A 19767-nucleotide genomic window follows, 5' to 3' on the forward strand; every position below is an offset into this window, starting at 1 on the left:
GGATCGTGCTTTTGAGGTAACCCGACCGCCCGCTGCGGCTGTCCGGGAGAAATCTTAGTGTGTCGTCCGCGGACACGACAGGACTTGAGGCATCGATGGAACGACGAATTATTCCCCTGATCATGTGTGGCGGCGCAGGCACGCGGCTCTGGCCGGCCTCACGCGAGGTGCATCCGAAGCAGTTCCTGTCGCTGTTCGGGGCGCGCTCGACCTTCCAGGAGACGCTGCTGCGGGTCGCCGACGCCGGCCTGTTCGAGCGGCCGATCGTGATCACCAACGAGGCCTATCGCTTCATGGTGCTGGAGCAGCTGGCCGAGATCGGCCGCGAGGCGGACGTGCTGCTGGAGCCGATGCGCCGCGACTCCGGGCCCGCGATCGCGGCCGGTGCGGCATTCGCCCATAGCCGAGACAGCGAAGCGATCGTGCTGGCGCTCGCCGCCGACCATCTGGTGCGGGACACGGCGGCCTTCGTCGCCGCGTGCCGCGGCGGATTGGTGGCTGCCGAAGCCGGCCGCATCGTGACATTCGGCGTCAAGCCGGAGCGGCCCGCCACCGAATACGGCTACATCAGCCCGGGCGAGGTGGTCGCCGGCGAGGTGCGGGCGGTGGCAAAATTCGTCGAGAAGCCGGATGCCGCGACGGCGGCGGGCTATATCGATGCGGGCTATCTCTGGAACAGCGGCAACTTCATGTTCCGTGCCAGCGTGCTGCTCGACGAGTATCGCAATGTCGATGCCGACAGCATCGCCGCGGTGGAGCAGTCGGTTGCGTCAGCAGCGCGCGACCTCGGCTTCGTCAAGCTCGATGCGTCGGCGTTCGGCGCGGCCAACGCGATCTCGATCGATTACGCCGTGATGGAGAAGACCGCGCATGCCGCGGTGGTGCCGGTGGCGTGTGGCTGGTCCGACATCGGCTCGTGGCGCCAGGTCTGGGAGCTCTCCGACAAGGACAGCCTGGGCAACGCGGCGCGCGGCGCGGCGGTGTTCGAAGACTCCCGCAACTGCAACGTCTCGACCGACCGGGCGCTGGTCGCGCTCGAAGGCGTCGACGACCTCGTCGTGGTCGCGACCCAGGACGCCGTGCTGGTCTCGCGCCAGAAGGACGCCAACGGGCTGAAGCGGCTGGTCGCGAAATTGAAGGTGGCGGCGCCCGAGGTGACCGAGAACCACATCAAGGTGCATCGGCCCTGGGGCTCCTATCAGTCGGTCGACAATGGCGATCGCCACCAGGTCAAGCGCATCATCGTCAAGCCGGGCGGGCGGCTATCCTTGCAGAAGCACCATCACCGCTCCGAGCACTGGATCGTGGTGCGTGGCACCGCGCAGGTCACCGTCAACGAGCTGGTCAAGACGGTGCACGAGAACGAGTCGATCTATATCCCGATCGGCGCGGTGCACCGGCTGGAGAATCCCGGCAAGATCCAGCTCGAGCTGATCGAGGTGCAGACCGGCAGCTATCTCGGCGAGGACGACATCATCCGCATCGAGGACGACTACCGGCGCAGCTGAGGCGAGCCGGTTCCCGGGCGAAACCAGGCGCGCGGGGCGATGTAACTCTTTGAATCAAAACGTGTCCGGATTTCGTCCTTGGCAATCGCCACATTTGTGACGCCGTGCTATAGCGGCTGCCAACGAAGCGGGGTGATTTGCGCCAAGGCGCAGATCGGGATGAGGGCACTTGGTGCTGATTCCCTCGGAGCCGGGATGGCTCCCTGAGGAGCCGGGACAACCGCCAGAACGTTACTTGGGGTCTACGATATGAATGCAAAAGTGTCCGCAGCCGGCGCGAAGGCCGATATCGGCCGCGCATTGCGCGTCGGCGTGATCGGCGCAGGCGTGATGGGCAGCAACCATGCCCGCGTGCTGGCCGGCCTGCCCGGCGTCCTGCTGATCGGCATCGTCGATCCGCTGCCTGAACACCGCACACGCGCCATCGACCTGGTCGGTTGCCGCGCCTTCGAAAGTCTCGATCAGCTGCTTGCCGAGGGCATCGATGCGGTGACGATCGCAGCCCCCACCCACCTGCATCACGAGATCGCGCTCGCCTGCATCGCGCGCAACATCCACATCCTGGTCGAGAAGCCGGTCGCATCCACGGTCGAAGAGGGCCGCGAGATCGTCGCCGCCGCCGAGCGGGCCGGCGTCACGCTGATGGTCGGCCATGTCGAGCGGTTCAATCCGGCGGTCGCCGCCATCAAGCAGGCGATCTCGGGTGAGGACATCCTGTCGATCGGCATCACCCGGGTCGGCCCGTTCCCGCCGCGGATGTCCAATGTCGGCGTCGTGATCGATCTTGCCGTGCACGACATCGACCTGATCCGCTGGTTCACCGAGTCCGACATCGTCGAGGTGCAGCCGCAGCTCTCGAGCGCGGTCGCCGAGCGCGAGGACATCGCGCTGCTGCAATTCCGCACGGCGTCCGGCGTGCTCGCGCACATCAACACCAACTGGCTGACGCCGTTCAAGGCGCGCAACGTCACGGTCGCCACCCGCGGCAAATATGTGATGGGCGATCTGCTGACGCGCCAGGTCACCGAATGCTTCGGCTTCAAGCCGGACGGCAGCTACTCGATGCGTCATCTGCCGGTCGGTCACGACGAGCCGCTCCGCGCCGAACTGATTGCCTTCCTCGATGCCGTGCGCGGCGGCAAGCTGCCGGCGGTGTCCGGCGACGAAGGCGTGGCGAGCCTGGAGATCGCGATCCGCTGCCTGGAATCGCCGGCCAGGCCCGCCGCCTCGACGATCCGCAAGGGACCGCGCCGCATCGCCGGCTGATTGCCTTCACTGGCTGATTGTCATCCATTCAACACGTGCAAAGAGCTTCCATGAACCAGCATATGCAGCTTGAGCCCATTCCCTTCATCGATATCGCCGCGCAGCGCCGGCGGCTCGGCAAGTCGATCGATGACGCGGTTGCGCGCGTGCTCGACCATTGCCAGTTCATCAACGGTCCGGAAGTCACCGCGCTGGAGAAGGCACTGGCGGACTATACAGGCGCCAAGCATGTGGTGAGCTGCGCTAGCGGCACCGATGCGCTGCTGATGGTCCTGATGGCGAAGAATGTCGGGCCGGGCGATGCGGTGCTGTGCCCGACCTTCACCTTCTGCGCGACCGGCGAAGTCGTGACGCTGACCGGTGCGACGCCGGTTTTCGTCGATGTCGATGAGGAGACCTTCAACATCGACGTCAATTCGCTCAAGCGCGGCATTGCGACGGCGCGCGCCCGCGGGCTGAAGCCGGTTGCCGTGATCCCGGTCGATCTGTTCGGCCAGAGCGCCGATCACGACGCGATTGCCGCGGTCGCCGAGGTCGAGGGCCTGTTCGTGCTCGACGATGCCGCGCAGGGCTTTGGCGCAACCTATAAGAACCGCAGGCTCGGCACCTTCGGGCTCGCCACCGGAACCAGCTTCTTCCCGGCCAAGCCGCTCGGCTGTTTCGGCGACGGCGGCGCGATCTTCACCGACGACGAGGAACTCGCGCGCACGCTGCGCAGCATCCGCGTCCACGGCCAGGGCTCGGACAAGTACGATAACGTCCGGCTCGGCCTCACGGCGCGGCTCGACACCATGCAGGCGGCGATCCTGCTCGAGAAGCTGAAGATCTTCGACGACGAGATCGCGGCGCGCAACAGGGTGGCGGAACGCTATTCGCGCGCGCTCGGCAACCTCGTCGCCGTGCCGCGCGTTGCTCCCGGCTACACCTCGGTGTGGGCGCAGTACACCATCCGTCTGACCAACGGCATCGATCGTGACGCTTTCGCGGCGGCCTTGAAGGCGCAGGGCGTCCCGACCATGATCTACTATCCGAAGTCGGTCCACCAGCAGACGGCCTACAGCCACTATCCGGTTGCCGACGGTGGCCTGCCGGTCAGCGAGCGGCTGTCGAAGGACGTCATCGCCCTGCCGATGCACCCCTATCTCGACGAGGCGGCGCAGGACCGGGTCATCGCGGCTGTGCGCAGCGCGCTACAGGCATGATCCCGAAAAGTGGTTTCCGGTTTTCGGGCTGGTTCATGCCTGGATCATTAAGGCCCTGAAGACGTCATTTTGACGTACGGTGATGATGCGCTAGAAGCAGCGCATGCTTGGGCGCATCTTCACCGTCGGCGGCTATACCCTGCTATCGCGGGTCACCGGGTTCGCGCGCGACATCATGCTCGCGGCGATCCTCGGTGCCGGGCCGGTCGCCGACGCCTTCTTCGTGGCGCTGCGGCTGCCGAATCATTTCCGCGCGATCTTTGCCGAAGGCGCCTTCAACGCCGCCTTCGTGCCGGCCTATGCCCACGTCCATGGCGAGCGCGGCGAGGCGTCGGCACGGCTGTTCGCCGACCGCATCTTCACGCTGCTGTTCGCCTCGCAGGTGGTCCTGCTTGTCGTGGCGATGGCGTTCATGCCGCAGGCGATGAGCATCCTCGCGCCGGGCTTCACCGAGGACGCCGCGCAGCGCAAGCTCGCGATCGAGCTGACCCGGATCACCTTTCCCTATCTCTTGCTGATCACGCTGGTGACGCTCTATGGCGGCATGCTCAACGTGATGCATCGCTTCGCCAGCGCCGCCGCGGCGCCGATCTTCCTCAACCTCGCCATGATGATGACGCTGGCGCTGGCGGCGTTCTTTCCGAGCGCCGGGCATGCCGCGGCCTGGGGCGTCCTGATCTCGGGCTTCCTGCAGTTCTTTCTGCTCGCCGGCGACCTCGCGCGCCACGGCGGCCTGCCGCGATTCGCGCCGCTCAAGCTCGACGAGGACGTCCGCGCCTTCTTCCGTGCGCTGGGGCCGGCGACGCTGGGCTCGATGGGCACGCAGGTCGCGCTGTTCGCCGACACCATCATCGCGACCTTCCTTCCCGCCGGCGCGCTGTCGGCGCTGTATTATGCCGACCGTCTCAATCAATTGCCGATCGGCGTGATCGGGATCGCGATCGGCACCGTGCTGTTGCCGGAGATGTCGCGGCGCCTGACCGCCGACGATCACACCGGCGCCATGGCCGCGCAGCGCCGTGCCTTCGATTTCACGCTGCTGTTCTCGGTGCCGTTCGTGGCCGCGTTCCTGACGGTTGCCGATCCGATCATGCGCGCGATGTTCGCCCGCGGCGCGTTCTCGAAGGCCGATGCCGCAACCGCAGGCGCCACGCTTGCGGCCTATGCGGTGGGACTGATTCCCTTTGTGATGATCCGCAGCGCGGTCGCGACCTTCTATGCCCGCAAGGATACCGCCACCCCGGTGAAGGCGGCGCTGACCGGGGTCGCGGTCAACGTCGCGCTGAAGATCGCATTGGTCGGCACGCTGGCGCAGGTCGGGCTCGCGCTCGCCACTGCGATCGGGGCCTGGGTCAATCTGCTGCTGGTGCTGATGTTCGCCGTGCGCCGCGGCTATCTGGCGCTCGATCGCGCGCTGATCCGCTCGTTCGGCACATTTGCGATTTGCGGCGTGCTGCTCGCGCTCGCGCTGTGGCTGACCTCGCATTTCGCCTATGTGTGGTTCGCGCCGATGCAGATCTTTCGCGATGAGATGATCCTGCTGTTGCTGATCACGGTCGGCGCCTTCGTCTACGCCCTGCTGATCCTCACGCTGTTTGGCCGCGGCTGGCTGTTCGCGCTGCGCCGCGTATAGTTTTACCTGTCAAATCAAATGCATAGGAGAGGACCGCGGGATAGCGCCGCGTGCGGCGGAAAGCGGTTTGCGCTTCGCGGACAACCAAGCCAATATGCACGCAAACAACCAAGGCAATTGGAGAGACGATGGCAGCTCCCATCAAATTCGGCGTCGGACAAAGTGTGCGGCGCAAGGAGGACGACGCTCTGATTCGCGGCAAGGGCCGCTATACCGACGACGTCGCCCCGTCTCCCGCATTGCACGCGCTGATGCTGCGTTCGCCGCACGCGCACGCGACCTACACGATCGATGCCGGCAAGGCCCGCGGCATGCCCGGCGTGGCGCTGATCCTGACCGCGGCCGATGTCGCCGAACTCGGCGGCCTGCCGTGCCTGTTCAATCTGGAAACCGATCCGTTCACCGCGCCGCCTTATCCGATCCTCGCCAAGGATGAAGTGCGCCATGTCGGCGACGCCATCGCCTTTGTGGTCGCCGATACCGTTGATCATGCCCGCGACGCGATCGAGGCCATCGACGTCAAGTGGACGCCGCTGCCGGCGGTGGCCGGCCTGATCAATGCGGTGAAGAAGGACGCGCCGCAGGTGTGGCCCGACAAGCCCGGCAATCTGCTGTTCGACGTCTCGATCGGCGACAAGGGCGCCGCAGAAGCCGCCTTCGCCAAGGCGCATGCGGTGGCCGAGATCACTATCGTCAATCCGCGCGTCATCACCAATTTCATGGAGACGCGCGCTGCGGTCGCCGAATACGACGCCAAGAAGGATCATCTGACGCTGACGATCGGCAGCCAGGGCAGCCACCGCCTGCGCGAGATCCTCTGCGACATGATCCTGAAGATGCCGAAGGAGAACATGCGGGTGATCTGCCCGGATGTCGGCGGCGGCTTCGGCACCAAACTGTTTCCCTATCGCGAGTATGCGCTGATCTCGGTCGCGGCGCGCAAGCTCAAGAAGACCATCAAGTGGACCGCCGAGCGCTCCGACCATTTCATGGGCGATGCGCAGGGCCGCGACAACCTCACCACCGCGAAGATGGCGCTCGCCGAGGACGGCAAATTCCTCGGCATGGATGTCGACCTGATGGGCGACATGGGCGCCTATCTCTCGACCTTCGCGCCCTACATCCCGCATGGCGGCGCCGGCATGCTGCCGGGCCTCTATGACATCCAGGCCTTCCACTGCCGCGTCCGCACCGTGTTCACCAACACGGTGCCGGTCGATGCCTATCGCGGCGCCGGCCGCCCGGAGGCCGCCTATGTGATCGAGCGCCTCGTGGATGCAGCCGCGCGAAAACTCGGCATGACGCCGGATGCGATCCGGCGGAAGAACTTCATCCCGCCGAAGTCGTTGCCCTATACGACCGCGACCGGCAAGGTCTACGACTCCGGCGACTTCGTCGCGCATATGAAGCGCGCGATGGAGATCGCCAACTGGAAGGAGTTTCCGAAGCGCGCCAAGGCCGCCAAGAAGGACGGCCTGGTGCGGGGCATCGGCATGGCGAGCTATGTCGAGGTCTGCGGCACCATGGGCGAGGAGACCGCCAATGTGGCGCTCGATCCCAACGGCGACATCTCGATCCTGATCGGCACGCAGTCGAGCGGGCAGGGCCACCAGACCGCCTATGCGCAGATCGTCGCCGAGCAGTTCGGCGTGCCGCCCGAGCGTGTCCATGTGCTGCAGGGCGACACCGACAAGATCGCGACCGGCCTCGGCACCGGCGGTTCGGCCTCGATCCCGTCCGGCGGCGTCAGCGTGCAACGTGCGACGCACGAGCTCGGCAACAAGCTGAAGGAGCTTGCGGCGCAGGCGCTGGAAGCCGGCACCGGCGACCTCGAGATATCAGACGGCCGCATCCGGATCGCCGGCACCGATCGCTCGGTCAGCTTTGCCGATCTCGCCAAGCGTCCCGGCGGCGATACGTCGAAGATGAATGCGAGCGCGACCTTCGCCAGCGCCGACGGCACCTATCCGAACGGCACGCATCTCGCCGAGGTCGAGATTGATCCCGCCACTGGCATCATCAAGATCGTCAGCTACGTCATCGTCGACGATTTCGGCGTCACGCTCAATCCGCTGATGCTCGCGGGCCAGGTTCATGGCGGGGCGATGCAGGGCATCGGGCAGGCGCTGATGGAGCAGGCGGTCTATAGCCAGGCCGACGGTCAGCTCGTCACCGGCACCTTCATGGACTATGCGATGCCGCGCGCTTCCGACGGGCCGTCCTTCGTGTTCGAGACCCACAACGTGCCGTGCACGACCAACCCGCTCGGCGTGAAGGGCGCCGGCGAGGCCGGCGCGATCGGCTCGTGTCCGGCAGTCGTCAACGCGATCGTCGAGGGGCTGCATCGCGAGTTCGGAATCGACCATGTCGACATGCCGGCCACGCCGGAGCGGATCTGGATCGCGATCCGCGAGGCGCAGCGCCGCCATAACCTCTGATAAATTGTCGCAGGCGGAATGAAGATTCCGCCTGCGGTGTTTGCTAACCAGGCCGGCCGCGTACCTGCGGACCGGGACAGAGCAGGATTGAGGGTTTTGCCGATGAAGCGGATTGTCGTCGTTGCAGCGATGCTTGCGTTGAGTGCGGGTGCTGTCGTGGCCGACCAGAATCAGGTCAAGCAGACGCAGGCCCAGATGAAGGAAACCGGCAAGAACGCCGGTGCGCTCGGCGCCATGATCAAGGGCGAGAAGCCCTACGACCAGGCAACGGTCGACGCCGCGCTGGCGAAATTCGAGGACACCGCCAAGAAGCTGCCGACGCTGTTCCCGGAAAGCAGCAAGGGGCTCAAGACGGATGGCGACTACTCCGCCGGGCCGAAGATCTGGGAAGACAAGGCGGGCTTCGAGCAGCACATCGCGAGCTTTGCCAAGTCGGTCACCGACGCCAAGGGCAAGATCAAGGATGTCGACACGCTGAAGGCCGAGCTGACCGTGATCGGCAAGCAATGCGGCGGCTGCCACGAGACCTATCGCCTCAAGAAGGGCTGAGGGCCGCTCGGTCAACGAGAAGGGCGGACGCTGCAAGGCGTCCGCCCTTCCTTGTGTCGGCCGTTTCTTGTTAACGCTTACTTGGTCAGATCTACTTCGTGACTTGGCCGCGGATCTCTCCGCCCGGGTTGGCCGCGGTGTGGACGTTGACATAATACTTGCCGGCGAGGAGATCGGCGGCCTGCGCGTCGGTCAACGTTGCGCTACCCTCGACCGGGCTCGACGTCGCGTTCGGGATCGCAACCGCGACGCCGGAATTCTTGCCGGCCTCGGCGGGACCGTGGAAATGCGCAGCCGTCGCCGGACCCGACAGGCCGGAATAGGTCAGCTTCCAGCTCAGCTTCTTGGTGGCGGCATCGTAGTCGATGTCGGCGGTGCCGGTGCCGGCGCTGGTGGTCGCAGGCACTTCGGACTTGCCGTCCAGTTTGGCCTGCAGCTTCTCGGCAAGGGCCGGACCGGCAAGGGCGATTGCGGCGCCCAGTGTCAGCGTGGCAAGCAAGGTCTTGTTTGGCATGGTTCTCTCCCCTTTGACGTCACACGATGGTTGCAATCTTCAAACCGCGGCGCTTCGGATTTATTCCCAAAATCATCGTGAGTGCGGCAAATTTGATGCGAGCTTGTGCGACCGGTTGCCATCATACTGGTTGATGAACTGACGCGACCAATGACGGATCGGTGAATGTTGCGACGAATTCTCCTCCTGGCCGGCCTCGCCGGCTTGATCGGCCTTGGCGTGTTCTGGTGGCTGACGATCCCCGCGACCGTTGCCGCGAGCGCGCTGCCCGCCTACCAGCCCAATCTGGCCAACGGGCTCACAACGTTCAATGCGGGAGGATGTTCCTCCTGCCACGCGGTGCCGAAGCAGGACGACCGCACGCGGCTCGGCGGCGGGCTCGCGATACCGTCGCCGTTCGGCACCTTCTATGCCCCGAACATCTCGCCCGACCCGAACGACGGCATCGGCCGCTGGAGCGAGGCCGATTTCGTCACCGCGGTCATGAAGGGCACCTCGCCGTCGGGGACGCACTATTTTCCGGCGTTTCCCTACACGTCCTATCAGCACGCCAGGGTCAATGACGTGCGCGACCTGTTCGCCTATCTCAAGACCTTGCCGCCGGTCGCGGGCAAGGTGCGCGAGCACGATTTGCCGTTTCCCTTCAACATCAGGCGCGATGTCGGCGTCTGGAAATTCCTGTTCATGGACGGCAAGCCGTTCATCGCTGATGCGAGCCGCTCGGCGCATTGGTACCGCGGCGCCTATCTCGTCAACAGTTTCGGCCATTGCGCCGAGTGTCACAGCCCGCGCAATTTCCTCGGCGGCATCATCACTTCGCAGCGCTTCGCCGGTGGCCCGAATCCGGAGGGCGAGGGCTGGGTGCCCAACATCACGCCGCGGGGGATCGCGGACTGGAGCGCAAAGGACATCGCCTATTTCCTCGAGAGCGGCCAGACGCCGGACGGCGACAGCGCCGGCGGATCGATGGTGCGCGTGATCCGCAACACCTCGCAGCTCTCGTCAAGCGATCGCGACGCGATCGCCGAGTACATCAAGTCGCTGCCGCCGGTCGACGGGCCGCCGAAGCCGACGCGCAAGGCGGACAAGAGTGATCCTTCATGATGGCGCCTGATGATGCTTGGCCTTTCATCCGCGCCATGCGCTGGCGGCAATGACCATCAAGCCACCGGCAATCGCAAGATCCTTGAAGAATAGCGTTCGTTCCACCTTGTCGGCGAGGTCGAGGTGGAATCCGAACGCGGTCGCGAGGCAGAACAGCGCCAGCGCGCCGGCGGCGAATGACAGCTGCCAGCCGATCATCAACGCCAGGCCCGCGCCAAGCTCCAGCGCGATCACCAGCGGCAGCAGCACGCCGGGAATATGGTGTGCCGCCATGTGGTCGAGGAACGGCTTCGGGCCAGCGATCTTGGCTGCGCCGGCAAGGATGAACAGCAATGCGAGCAGGCTTCGTCCGGCAATCGTGACCATCGTGATCGGCATCAGGGGACCCTCCGGGCTTGTCATTGGCTGTACCGACCGTCGCTCTTGGCCTGTGAAGCGAACAGGACGGCGGACAGGATGAAGGCAAAGACGAAGAAGATTGTCCGTGCGAGGACCAGCGCCTTCGCCTGCTCCACCGGCGTGACCGAAATCAGGATCCCGAACGGGATGTAGCACCACAGCACCACCGCGATCGTCCTGCCGAGCCTGCCGAACTGCAGGAAGCCGAACGAGAACAGCAAGGCTGCGAGATAGCTGGCGTGAAACTTGACCTGGGAGACGGAGCGGGCGGTCTGGAAGTAGTCCTGCGAACCCCTGGTGGTGAGGATACCGATCACCATGGTGGCGACGCTCAACGCCGCGAGCGTCGCCAGAATCGCGAGCGTCCGGTCCAATGGCCTGATCTGCATGATATAGCTACTCCGTGCGCGTGTAGCCGACTCGTCGCGTTACAAATATCAACTGCTATCTGAAAATAGATATCAGATGATATCTGAAAATCAATTGGTATTTTAAATCCGGGAGCCTTGTCCGTTGCCCAGGCTAAATCGCGAGGAAAGTCAGGCCCGTACGAAGAGTCTCCTGATCGAGGCGGCGCGCGAGGAGATCATCAAGAAGGGGTTTGCGCAGGCCTCCGTGCGCGACATCGCCGACGCAGCCGGATTTTCGCAGGGCGCGTTCTATTCGAATTTTCCCGACAAGGAGGCGATCCTGCTGGAACTGGTGCAGCAGCACCAATCCGAGGAGCGTGCAAAAATCGAAAGCGTATTGGGGCAGACGCCGGGCGAGCCTGCGAAGGTGATGGCGGGCCTTGAAAAATGGGCCGCCACCGCCAATTCGGATCCGGGGTTTGCCGTGCTGGCGATCGAGCTGCAATTGCAGGCGCTGCGCAGCCCGACTTTCGCGCAAGGCTATAACGAACTCAACCGCAAGCACCGCCGTGCCCTGGGCGTGTTGGTGACGCGGCTGTTCGAGTTGCTTGGCAAGCAGGCGCCCGCTGATCCCGTGGAGATCGCGACCGGCTTCATCGCATTGGGCCGCGGCATGGCGCTGTTGTCGAGGGGCGGCGAAGTGAGTCGCAGCGGCCGTATCGTTGTCACGTTCCTGAAGGCGCTGATCGACGCGGCGCCGGCCGCCTAGAGCATGATCCGGAAAAGTGTGAAGCGGTTTTCCGAAACGATCATGCTCAAACAAGGAGCTAAAGCGCGACGACGATTCAACCCAATCTCATCGCGCATTGGCCGCGCGCACCTCGCCAATCGGGCATTTGGGAAGATCGATGCGTTACTTCGCGCCGAACGCCTTGAAGGTGATGATGGTGAGGGTGTCCTGGATGCCCGGGATCACCTGAACCTTCTCGTTGATGAAATGGCCGATGTCGGTGTCGTGGTCGACGTAGAACTTGACCAGGAGGTCGTAGTTGCCCGCGGTGGAATAGATCTCGGACGCAATCTCGGCTTCCGCCAGCGCGTTGGCGACGGTGTAGGACTGGCCGAGCTTGCATTTGATCTGGACGAAGAAAGGAACCATCAAAGTCGTCTCCGGGGATTTCCGTGACTATAGGCCCAAAACGGGCCGCCAAAGCAAGGGTCAAGGCGGCGCCAACCTGCGGTAAAGTCAGGCGAACTTGCTGCCGATGGGCGGGCGGGCTAGGACAGGCCATGATCTTGTTCGTGATGGTCTCATTCGTTTCAACCGCCGGTGCCGCAGCATGACGCCGGTCGCGCTCACCATCGCCGGCTCGGATTCCTCGGGCGGGGCGGGCATCCAGGCCGACCTCAAGAGCTTTGCCGCGCTCGGGGTCTATGGCGCCTCGGCGATCACGGCGCTGACCGCGCAGAACACCACGGGGGTCAGCGGAATCCATCCGGTGCCGGCTTCGTTCGTCACCGCGCAGATCGATGCGGTGTTCTCCGATCTCGACGTCGGCGCGGTCAAGATCGGCATGGTGGCGCAGGCCGACACAATCGCAGCGATCGCCGATGGGCTGAAGCGCTGGGCGCCGCGCCACGTCGTGCTCGATCCGGTGATGGTCGCAACCTCGGGCGATCGGCTGCTGGCGGCCGAGGCCGTCGATGCGCTGAAGACCATGCTGTTTCCACTGGCCTCGCTGATCACGCCGAACCTGCCGGAAGCGGCGGCGCTCTTGAACGAGCCGGTCGCCTCGAACGAGGCCGACGTCGAGCGACAAGGCAAGCGATTGCTCGCGATGGGATGTCGCGCGGTGCTGGTGAAGGGCGGCCACGGCTCCGGCGTTGACAGCATCGACTATCTGATCGACGCCGCGCGCAGCATCGCACTCGCGGCACCACGCATTGCCACCGCGAACACGCACGGCACCGGCTGCTCGCTGTCGTCGGCAATCGCGGCAGGACTCGCGAAGGGCGAGGGCATGGAGACCGCCGTGCGCAACGCCAAGGCCTGGATCACGGGTGCGATCGCAGAAGCCGATCGCTTCGCCGTCGGCCACGGCCACGGACCGGTGCATCACTTCCACAAATACTACTGAAGCTCTTGTAGCCCGGATGGAGCGCAGCGAAATCCGGGGCCGCGACATCCGCGGATACAGGACCCCGGATTGCGCTTCGCTTCATCCGGGCTACGCGATCATCGCCGCTTCGGATGTGTGTTGTTCCGCCGCGATATGCGCACAACACAACGCCTGTTCCACACAGCTGCGATCGCCCATGTCGCCAGATTGTCGCACGCCCCTGTTATCCGCAGGGGAGGGGCGTGCTGCTGATTCTCGTTAACTGTTTGTGGGGCCTTGGGTCGCGGGGATCGTCATCGCCTTGTCACAGGAATCTGTTAGGTGCACAGGCATGGGAAGTGACTCCTTGAGTGAAGAGAGCCCCGAGCGGCGCTTTCGCACTTTGTTTATCTCCGATGTCCATCTCGGAGCCCGCGGTTCGCAAGCCGACCGCCTGCTGGACTTCCTCCGCTCTCACGATGCCGACACGATCTACCTCGTTGGTGATATCGTCGATGGCTGGGCGCTGAAGTCGAACTGGTACTGGCCGCAGACCCATAACGATTTCGTGCAAAAGATGCTGCGCAAGGCGCGCAAGGGTGCCAAGGTGATTTACGTCCCGGGCAACCACGACGAGTTCCTGCGCAAATATTACGGTACGCATTTCGGCGGCATCGACGTGGTGGAGAACACCGTCCACACCGGCGCCGACGGCAAGCGCTACCTCGTGATCCACGGCGACATCTTCGATCTCGTGGTGCAGAACGCGCGCTGGCTCGCCCATCTCGGCGACAAGGCCTACGACTTCGCGATCCAGATGAATCGCTTCGTCAACTTCTTCCGCAAGATGTTCGGCGTTCCCTACTGGTCGCTGTCGCAATGGGCCAAGCTGAAGGTCAAGAAGGCGGTGAACTATATCGGCGCGTTCGAGGCGACGCTTGCCGGTGAGGCGCGGCGCCACGGCTGCGACGGCGTGATCTGCGGCCACATCCACTACGCGACGATTCATGACGAGCACGGCATCCGCTACATGAATTGCGGCGACTGGGTCGAGAGCTGCACCGCGCTCGCCGAGCATGAGGACGGCAGCTTCGAAATCATCACCTGGACCGACCCGGTGCGCCGGATCGCGCCGGTTCCGCGAGTGACGGCACGCGCTGCATGACGCATATCCTGGTCGCGACCGATGCGTGGCATCCCCAGGTCAACGGGGTTGTCCGCACGCTGACCATGATGGCACAGGCGGCGCAATCGCTCGGCGTCGAGGTGAGCTTCCTGACGCCGGACGAGTTCCGCACCTTCGCGATGCCGAGCTATCGCGATCTCCGGCTGGCGCTGCCGTACCGGTCCAAGGTCGCGAGCCTGATCGAGGCGGCCAAGCCCGACAGCATCCATATCGCGACCGAAGGCCCGATCGGGCTGTCGGTTCGCCGCTATTGCCGCAAGTGCGGCCTGCCGTTCACGACGAGCTTCCACACCCGCTTTCCCGAATACGTCTCGGCACGGACACCGGTTCCGGAAGCCTGGGTGTGGCGTGCGCTGCGCTGGTTCCACAAGCCGAGCCGGGCGGTGATGGCGGCGACCCCGGCGCTGGCCGCCGAGCTGCGCCAGCGCGGCTTCCGCAACGTGGTGCTGTGGTCGCGCGGCGTCGATACCGCGCTGTTCCATCCGCGCGACGTCGATCTCTGCCTGCCGCAGCCGGTCTATCTCAGCGTCGGCCGGGTGGCGGTGGAGAAGAATCTCGAGGCGTTCCTCGATCTCGATCTGCCCGGCACCAAGGTCGTGGTCGGCGACGGGCCGGCGCGGGCGGCGCTGGAGCGGAAATATCCGGAAGCCGTCTTCCTCGGCGCTCGTCATGGGGAAGAATTGGCCGAAATCTATGCTGCGGCCGACGTGTTCGTTTTCCCCAGCCGCACCGATACGTTCGGTTTGGTGCTGCTGGAGGCGCTGGCGAGCGGCCTGCCGGTTGCCGCTTTTCCGGTCACCGGCCCTCGTGACGTGATCGGCGCGGCGCCGGTCGGCGTGCTCGACGAGGATTTGCGGCACGCTTGCCTGGAGGCGCTCAGCATTCCGCGGCAGGCCTGCGTCGATTTCGCCGCGCTCCACACCTGGCAGGCATCGGCCCGGGTGTTCATCGACCGCTGCATGAACGTCCGCCCCGCAGCGCCCGACGGCGAGGGGGAGGCGTTCGAATTCGGCGCCGAAGAGCACCATTTCGCGGCCTTGCCCGCCCCGCATCCCACCTCACGCTAAAGCGTCTTGCCGGGCTGCCCGGCGCCGCGATAGAAATTGCGGATGACGGACACCCCTCTCAATCCACCCGTCGCTGCCGCGGACATCGATGCCGCCGCAAGGGTGGTCGCGCCGTTCGCGGTGCGCACGCCGCTCCTGACCTTCCCCGTTCTCAACGAACGTGTCGGCAGCCGGGTCTTCCTCAAGCCCGAGATGCTGCAGCGGACCGGATCGTTCAAGTTCCGCGGCGCCTTCAACAAGCTCGCCTCGATCCCGCAGGACAAGCGGAGCGGCGGCGTCGTTGCGTTCTCCTCGGGCAACCACGCCCAGGGCGTTGCCGCGGCGGCAAAGATCCTCAACATGCAGGCGACCATCGTGATGCCTGCGGACTCCCCGCTCACCAAGCGCGAGCGGACCAAGTCCTATGGCGCCGAGGTCGTGCTGTACGATCGCGATCGCGACGACCGTGCGGCGATCGCGAGCGGCATCGCCAGCAAGCGTGGCGCGACGTTGGTGCCTCCCTATGACGATCCCCTGGTGATCGCGGGCCAGGGCACCGCCGGCCGCGAGATCGCCGAGGACATGGCGGCGCTCGGGCTGACGCCCGATATCGTGGTCGCGCCGGCATCAGGCGGCGGTTTGATCGCGGGTGTCGCCACCGCGGTGAAAGCAAAATATCCGCAGGCCCAGGTGATCGTCGCCGAGCCCGCGGGCTATGACGATCACGCCCTGTCGCTCAAGGTCGGCCATCGCGAGGCGCATCCGGTCGCCGCGCGCACCATCTGCGATGCGCTGATGGCGATGATGCCGGGCGAATTGACCTTCGCCATCAACAGCAAGCTGCTCGCGAATGGCGTCAGCGCCACCGATGACGAAGTCGGCGCGGCCGTCGCCTTTGCCTATCGCGAGCTGAAGCTCGTGGTCGAGCCGGGCGGCGCGATCGGGCTTGCTGCGCTGCTGGCGGGGCGGATCGACGCCAAGGGCAAGAACGTCGTCATCGTGCTCTCGGGCGGCAATGTCGATGCCGACCTGTTCGCGAAGCTTGTCGCCTGAGATCAGTATCTTGAAAAGAAACGGGGGCAGGGCGGTACGCGCTCTGCCCCCGTTTCGTTGTGGCGTGCGGCCGATCAGTGCCTGAAGCCGCCACGGTGGCCGCCGCTCATTCCGCCGGGGTGTGAGCCGGTCGGGCTTGGGTGGAACGCGGTATGGCCACCACCCGATCCCATCCGGCTGACACGCGTGTTCTGCCGCTCGGCGCGGACGTGCTGCCCGCCGTTGTCCTTCATGATCCGGTTCGACGAGGTGTTGCCGGCATTGGCTCCAGGAAGGTTCGCAACCTTGCCCTTGCCGATTGAGCCCGGCGCGTCGACCGGCTTCGCGCCTGATGCGGGCATGGTCACGATCTTGCCGACGGTGCTCTGGGCGCCGGCATTGAGCGGCTGGAAGGTCTGACGGTTTGACAGCCGCGTGAACTGCATCAGCGGGATTGCCTTCGGCTGCGCCTGCAGCTTCAACGCCGCCTGCGCGTAAGGGCTGCCAGCGAAATTGTCGTGGAAGGTCTTGTAGGCGAACGGCGTGTTGGCAAGCACAGCCTTGTGCCAGGCCGCGACCTGCAACCAGTTCGTCAGCAGGAAGCGAATGCGCTCGCACAGCGGATCGCGCGGATACAGCCGGATGAACTCCTCGTAGTATTCCGGCCGGCCCTCGGACAGCACGAAGTCATAGGCCTGACGCACCGAGCGGTTCGGCAGGTTCGATGCCATCTGCACGATTGGGCCGTTCGCCGGCGCACGCGCCGACGCGCCCGCGGTGTCGCCGAAGAAATAGAAATCGGAGGTCAGCGACGAGCTTTCCCAGGGCGTCTGGCGGCCGTCGGTCGTCGAGTTGACGTCGAGGCGGATGCGCTTGAACAGCTGCTCGATCGGCAGATTGGGTTCGCGCGCCAGGCGCAGGAAGGCGTTGGTGTAGGGACTGTGGCCGTTGCTGCCGTCCTGCGCCTCCATGCCGGGCGCGGTCGAATAGCCGACGATCGAGCCGCTGGGTGCGTCGACCACGGCAAGGCCGCGGCCGGCGTCGTTGACGTTCGGAAACGGGTTGTTGCGGCAGGCGTCGAGCACCACGATGCGCATCCGGCTCGGGATGTTCTCGAGCGTGCCCATCACGTCGACGAGGCGCACCGCATTGCCGTCGAGGTCGGACGGCGTTGCGATCCTGGCATCGACCGGAATCAGATAGTTCTCACCGGCAAGCTGCACGCCGTGGCCGGCGTAGTAGATCATCGCGACCGTGCCGGGGCCGCGCGCCGCGACCTTGTCGGAGAAATCCCGCAACACTTTCACCATGTCGCTTTGCCTGAGGTCGGTCGCGGAGATCACCTCGAAGCCGGCCGCGTTCAACAGCTCGGCCATCGACTGCGCGTCATTGCCGGGATTGGCGAGTCTTGGCGCATTCTCATAGTTCGCATTGCCGATCACCAACGCGACGCGCTGCTCGGGGCCGCGCAGCGCGCCCGGCACCGCCGCCGCTGATGTCGCGGGCGAAGCCGCCTGGTCGACGGAGTGTGCCGGCGCCTGCGCTGCATTGCCGACGGTGATGCCGCCGGTCTCGGCAGTCGCTGTGCCCGATACACCGAGGCTGAACAGGCCGAGCAATGCGGCCGATATCATGATGGATGTCAGGCGGACCATGGCGCGCTCCCAAAGCTGGTCCCGGTGCGGGACCGGTCGCGGCAAGGCTAGGCGCGGACGCGCCCGCCGTACGTGAATTGGGTCACGCTGCGCGGGTGGTCAAACGGGAACAAACCGCCTCAAGGGAAGCTGCGGATGACTTCGATCGGCCCGACGATTGCAGCATTGAATGCCGGCAGGTCCTCCGCCGGAATCCAGTATTCGAGATGTGCGCGGCCGCCTGCCTCCTGCACATCGTAGCGATCGATGAAGCTTCGCTCGACCTGAAACCTTGTGACGAATCCAGCGCCACTTGCGGGTACGTTCCAGTCGCGCGCGATCTTTGCGGCATATTCTTCCGTCAGGACCGGATAGAAGATCGGTTGATCGGGAAGCCGTGGCGGAAAGGCTCGCATGCCACTCTGCTCGATCAGTGCGAGCTCCTGGGGGCCTACTGGTCGCCAAAGAGTGATCGTGGCGGCTTTTTCCGACATCGGATCGAGCGCCTACGAGAAGAACGCGATCTTCTCGGCCTGGCTCATGCGGCGGATCGGCGCGAGCGGATCGTTGGCCGCGACGCTCGGCTTCTTCAGCAGGCCGCTGGCGATGATGGTCGAGCCGAGCGAGACCTCCGCGGCGGGAGCGGGAGCCTCAACGATGGTCGGCAGAGGCGGCGGTGCGGCCGCCGGCGCCGCGGCAACTGTCGCTGCGGCCATCAAGGGCGGCTCGACCCTGACCTCGACCTTCGGCTCGGGCGGCGGTGCAGGCTCAGGCTGAATGGCCGGCGCATCCATCTCGGGCTCGGCGGCCATCGCCTCGGCGACGCGCATCTCCTCGGCTGCGCGCATTTCCTCGGCGATCGCGTCTTCGTCGATCGGATCGGGCGCGCCCATCTCCATCGCGATGAGGTCGAGCACCGCTTCGTCCTCGGCATCGGCGGCGGCCTCGTCGGTGACGCGGGCGAGCTCTGCGGCTTCGGCTTCGGCCAGCGCAGCTTCCGCCTTGAGCCATGCTTCGCTCGGCTCTCGCATGGCGGCCGCGGTAGCCTCAGGGACCGGCGTTGCAACGGGTGCCGCGGCGAGCGGCGTTGTGACAGCCTCTTGAGACGGCGCCGGCGGCGTCGCGGTGGCAGTCGCGTCGGGCGCAGCGCTTTCGGCCACTGGTTGCGCCGAGGGGGCAGCCGCGGACGTTTCCGCAACCGGTGCTTCGGCGGCGGCCGGTTCGGCCGCGGGCGTCGCCCCTTGGTCCGGATCGAATTCGCTGAGCCGGCGGGCCAGCGCCGCGAAGGCGGCGTCGAGCACGGCCTTGGCGTCGTTCATCGAGACCTCGGCGGCGCCGGCCTCGATCGCGCTGGCCTGCGAATCGATGATGTCGCAGATCCGGCCGTCATTGCCGATTTCGCGCAGCCGCCAGGAGATCTCCCGAATCACCCGCACGCCCTTGCGCACCGGCCCGAGGTTCTGATCGAAGCTGATGCCGTCGAGCGCCGCGATGGCGGAGGCCTGGGCGACCTCGATCGCGCTGCGCATGGCGGCCAGCGTCTCTGCCAGCTGCTCGTCCCTGACGGCCGCTGCGGCGGCCTGCCGCTGCGCGCTGAGGCTTTCCTCGATCCGAGCCACGGCATCGAGCACCATGCGGGTGTCGGCATTGCGGTTGCGCTTGGCGTATTCGCCGAGGAACCAGCGGCCCCGCGAGGTCTCCATGAAGGCCGCGCTGATCGCGGCATAGTCCTCCTCGCTCGGCAGGGCCGCGCGGGCGGATATCGGCGACAGGGCGAATGCTTCTTCGGCCATCACAATCTCTCCGC

Annotated in this window: 19 protein-coding genes; 12 read left to right on the forward strand and 7 right to left on the reverse strand. The window is 65.5% G+C overall.

Going from position 1 to position 19767, the window contains the following annotated elements:
• Positions 1 to 95 precede the first annotated feature (95 nt).
• The 6 genes from XH92_RS16785 to XH92_RS16810 all read left to right on the forward strand — a co-directional run bounded on the left by XH92_RS16785 (position 96) and on the right by XH92_RS16810 (position 8596).
• Positions 96 to 1508 (forward strand): mannose-1-phosphate guanylyltransferase/mannose-6-phosphate isomerase, encoded by a 1413-nt coding sequence (locus tag XH92_RS16785; RefSeq protein ID WP_194460185.1) that lies wholly within the window; start codon positions 96 to 98, stop codon positions 1506 to 1508.
• A gap of 249 nt (positions 1509 to 1757) precedes the next feature.
• On the forward strand, positions 1758 to 2774 hold the full coding sequence (locus XH92_RS16790; protein ID WP_194460186.1) for a Gfo/Idh/MocA family protein: 1017 nt from the start codon (positions 1758 to 1760) through the stop codon (positions 2772 to 2774).
• 50 nt (positions 2775 to 2824) lie between these two features.
• On the forward strand, positions 2825 to 3976 hold the full coding sequence (locus XH92_RS16795) for a DegT/DnrJ/EryC1/StrS aminotransferase family protein (RefSeq protein ID WP_194460187.1): 1152 nt from the start codon (positions 2825 to 2827) through the stop codon (positions 3974 to 3976).
• 103 nt (positions 3977 to 4079) lie between these two features.
• The gene (gene murJ / locus XH92_RS16800) at positions 4080 to 5609 is read left to right on the forward strand and encodes a murein biosynthesis integral membrane protein MurJ (protein WP_194460188.1); all 1530 of its coding nucleotides are present in this window, start codon (positions 4080 to 4082) and stop codon (positions 5607 to 5609) included.
• A 128-nt stretch (positions 5610 to 5737) separates the two neighbouring features.
• On the forward strand, positions 5738 to 8047 hold the full coding sequence (locus XH92_RS16805; RefSeq protein WP_194460189.1) for a xanthine dehydrogenase family protein molybdopterin-binding subunit: 2310 nt from the start codon (positions 5738 to 5740) through the stop codon (positions 8045 to 8047).
• 102 nt (positions 8048 to 8149) lie between these two features.
• On the forward strand, positions 8150 to 8596 hold the full coding sequence (locus XH92_RS16810; RefSeq protein ID WP_194460190.1) for a cytochrome c: 447 nt from the start codon (positions 8150 to 8152) through the stop codon (positions 8594 to 8596).
• 91 nt (positions 8597 to 8687) lie between these two features.
• Here XH92_RS16810 and XH92_RS16815 read toward each other — a convergent pair whose 3' ends face one another.
• The gene (locus tag XH92_RS16815) at positions 8688 to 9110 is read right to left on the reverse strand and encodes a CHRD domain-containing protein (RefSeq protein WP_194460191.1); all 423 of its coding nucleotides are present in this window, start codon (positions 9108 to 9110) and stop codon (positions 8688 to 8690) included.
• A 165-nt stretch (positions 9111 to 9275) separates the two neighbouring features.
• Between XH92_RS16815 and XH92_RS16820 the strand changes: the two genes are divergently transcribed.
• Positions 9276 to 10214 carry a cytochrome c gene (locus XH92_RS16820; RefSeq protein WP_194460192.1) on the forward strand — a complete coding sequence of 313 codons (939 nt, stop codon included), beginning with the start codon at positions 9276 to 9278 and terminating at the stop codon, positions 10212 to 10214.
• Between the two features lie 24 nt (positions 10215 to 10238).
• Here the strand turns inward: XH92_RS16820 and XH92_RS16825 are convergent, their stop codons facing one another.
• Both XH92_RS16825 and XH92_RS16830 read right to left on the reverse strand, forming a co-directional pair.
• A complete protein-coding gene (locus tag XH92_RS16825; protein ID WP_194460193.1) occupies positions 10239 to 10592 on the reverse strand; it encodes a DoxX family protein in 354 nt (117 codons plus the stop codon).
• A 20-nt stretch (positions 10593 to 10612) separates the two neighbouring features.
• Positions 10613 to 11002, reverse strand: coding sequence for a hypothetical protein (locus XH92_RS16830; RefSeq protein WP_194460194.1), 390 nt, complete (start codon positions 11000 to 11002; stop codon positions 10613 to 10615).
• A gap of 226 nt (positions 11003 to 11228) precedes the next feature.
• Between XH92_RS16830 and XH92_RS16835 the strand changes: the two genes are divergently transcribed.
• Positions 11229 to 11732, forward strand: coding sequence for a TetR/AcrR family transcriptional regulator (locus XH92_RS16835; protein WP_246788460.1), 504 nt, complete (start codon positions 11229 to 11231; stop codon positions 11730 to 11732).
• Positions 11733 to 11876: 144 nt separating this feature from the next.
• Here XH92_RS16835 and XH92_RS16840 read toward each other — a convergent pair whose 3' ends face one another.
• Positions 11877 to 12122 (reverse strand): Lrp/AsnC ligand binding domain-containing protein, encoded by a 246-nt coding sequence (locus XH92_RS16840; protein WP_016845986.1) that lies wholly within the window; start codon positions 12120 to 12122, stop codon positions 11877 to 11879.
• Positions 12123 to 12303: 181 nt separating this feature from the next.
• Here XH92_RS16840 and thiD point away from each other — a divergent pair, with 181 nt between their 5' ends.
• From thiD to XH92_RS16860, 4 genes are all read left to right on the forward strand, one after another.
• Complete coding sequence (thiD, locus tag XH92_RS16845; RefSeq protein ID WP_194460196.1) at positions 12304 to 13101, forward strand: bifunctional hydroxymethylpyrimidine kinase/phosphomethylpyrimidine kinase; 798 nt, start codon at positions 12304 to 12306, stop codon at positions 13099 to 13101.
• Positions 13102 to 13414: 313 nt separating this feature from the next.
• Positions 13415 to 14227, forward strand: a complete 813-nt coding sequence (locus XH92_RS16850; protein WP_021078021.1) for a UDP-2,3-diacylglucosamine diphosphatase — start codon at positions 13415 to 13417, stop codon at positions 14225 to 14227.
• A complete protein-coding gene (locus tag XH92_RS16855) occupies positions 14224 to 15315 on the forward strand; it encodes a glycosyltransferase family 1 protein (RefSeq protein ID WP_194460197.1) in 1092 nt (363 codons plus the stop codon). The genes XH92_RS16850 and XH92_RS16855 overlap by 4 nt, the downstream gene beginning before the upstream one ends.
• Before the next feature lie 42 nt (positions 15316 to 15357).
• Positions 15358 to 16347 (forward strand): threonine/serine dehydratase, encoded by a 990-nt coding sequence (locus XH92_RS16860; RefSeq protein WP_194460198.1) that lies wholly within the window; start codon positions 15358 to 15360, stop codon positions 16345 to 16347.
• A gap of 74 nt (positions 16348 to 16421) precedes the next feature.
• On the opposite strand, the gene XH92_RS16865 is transcribed toward XH92_RS16860, so the two are convergent.
• From XH92_RS16865 to XH92_RS16875, 3 genes are all read right to left on the reverse strand, one after another.
• Entirely contained in the window at positions 16422 to 17981 is a 1560-nt protein-coding gene (locus tag XH92_RS16865) for a caspase family protein (RefSeq protein ID WP_246788461.1), read from the reverse strand.
• Positions 17982 to 18100: 119 nt separating this feature from the next.
• Positions 18101 to 18454 (reverse strand): ADP-ribosylation/crystallin J1, encoded by a 354-nt coding sequence (locus XH92_RS16870; RefSeq protein WP_194460199.1) that lies wholly within the window; start codon positions 18452 to 18454, stop codon positions 18101 to 18103.
• A 12-nt stretch (positions 18455 to 18466) separates the two neighbouring features.
• Positions 18467 to 19753 carry a hypothetical protein gene (locus XH92_RS16875; protein ID WP_194460200.1) on the reverse strand — a complete coding sequence of 429 codons (1287 nt, stop codon included), beginning with the start codon at positions 19751 to 19753 and terminating at the stop codon, positions 18467 to 18469.
• Positions 19754 to 19767: the final 14 nt, after the last annotated feature.

Source organism: Bradyrhizobium sp. CCBAU 53421 (assembly GCF_015291625.1).
Classification (GTDB): Bacteria; Pseudomonadota; Alphaproteobacteria; order Rhizobiales; family Xanthobacteraceae; genus Bradyrhizobium.